Annotated in this window: 1 rRNA gene (only partly in view); it reads left to right on the top strand. The window is 56.3% G+C overall.

The annotated features are described in order from the left end of the window. Positions 1 to 1,181: ribosomal RNA gene (locus tag ACZ303_RS31745) — 23S ribosomal RNA — on the top strand (it extends 2,220 nt beyond the left edge of the window). Positions 1,182 to 1,221 lie beyond the last annotated feature (40 nt).

Below are 1,221 nucleotides of genomic sequence, written 5' to 3'. Positions count from 1 at the left end.
TACTTCCTGAGCTGGGTGTGGCCGCAGAGACCAGCGAGAAGCGACTGTTTACTAAAAACACAGGTCCGTGCGAAGCCGTAAGGCGATGTATACGGACTGACGCCTGCCCGGTGCTGGAACGTTAAGGGGACCGGTTAGTCACATTTCGGTGTGGCGAAGCTGAGAACTTAAGCGCCAGTAAACGGCGGTGGTAACTATAACCATCCTAAGGTAGCGAAATTCCTTGTCGGGTAAGTTCCGACCTGCACGAATGGCGTAACGACTTCTCGACTGTCTCAACCATAGGCCCGGTGAAATTGCACTACGAGTAAAGATGCTCGTTTCGCGCAGCAGGACGGAAAGACCCCGGGACCTTTACTATAGCTTGATATTGGTGTTCGGTTCGGCTTGTGTAGGATAGGTGGGAGACTGTGAAGTCATGGCGCCAGCCATGGTGGAGTCGTCGTTGAAATACCACTCTGGTCGTGCTGGATGTCTAACCTGGGTCCGTGATCCGGATCAGGGACAGTGTCTGGTGGGTAGTTTAACTGGGGCGGTTGCCTCCTAAAGAGTAACGGAGGCGCCCAAAGGTTCCCTCAGCCTGGTTGGCAATCAGGTGTTGAGTGTAAGTGCACAAGGGAGCTTGACTGTGAGACCGACGGGTCGAGCAGGGACGAAAGTCGGGACTAGTGATCCGGCGGTGGCTTGTGGAAGCGCCGTCGCTCAACGGATAAAAGGTACCCCGGGGATAACAGGCTGATCTTCCCCAAGAGTCCATATCGACGGGATGGTTTGGCACCTCGATGTCGGCTCGTCGCATCCTGGGGCTGGAGTCGGTCCCAAGGGTTGGGCTGTTCGCCCATTAAAGCGGTACGCGAGCTGGGTTTAGAACGTCGTGAGACAGTTCGGTCCCTATCCGCTGCGCGCGCAGGAGTCTTGAGAAGGGCTGTCCCTAGTACGAGAGGACCGGGACGGACGAACCTCTGGTGTGCCAGTTGTCCTGCCAAGGGCATGGCTGGTTGGCTACGTTCGGAAAGGATAACCGCTGAAAGCATCTAAGCGGGAAGCCTGCTTCGAGATGAGGACTCCCACCCCCTTTGAGGGGTTAAGGCTCCCAGTAGACGACTGGGTTGATAGGCCAGGTGTGGAAGACCGGTAACGGTTGGAGCTGACTGGTACTAATAGGCCGAGGGCTTGTCCTCAGTTGCTCGCGTCCACTGTGTAGGTTCTGAAGTAACGACC

The organism is Streptomyces sp. NPDC023527 (assembly GCF_055560115.1).
The sequence above is the reverse complement of the archived record's forward strand: the minus strand, read 5'-3'. Positions and strand labels throughout refer to the sequence as shown.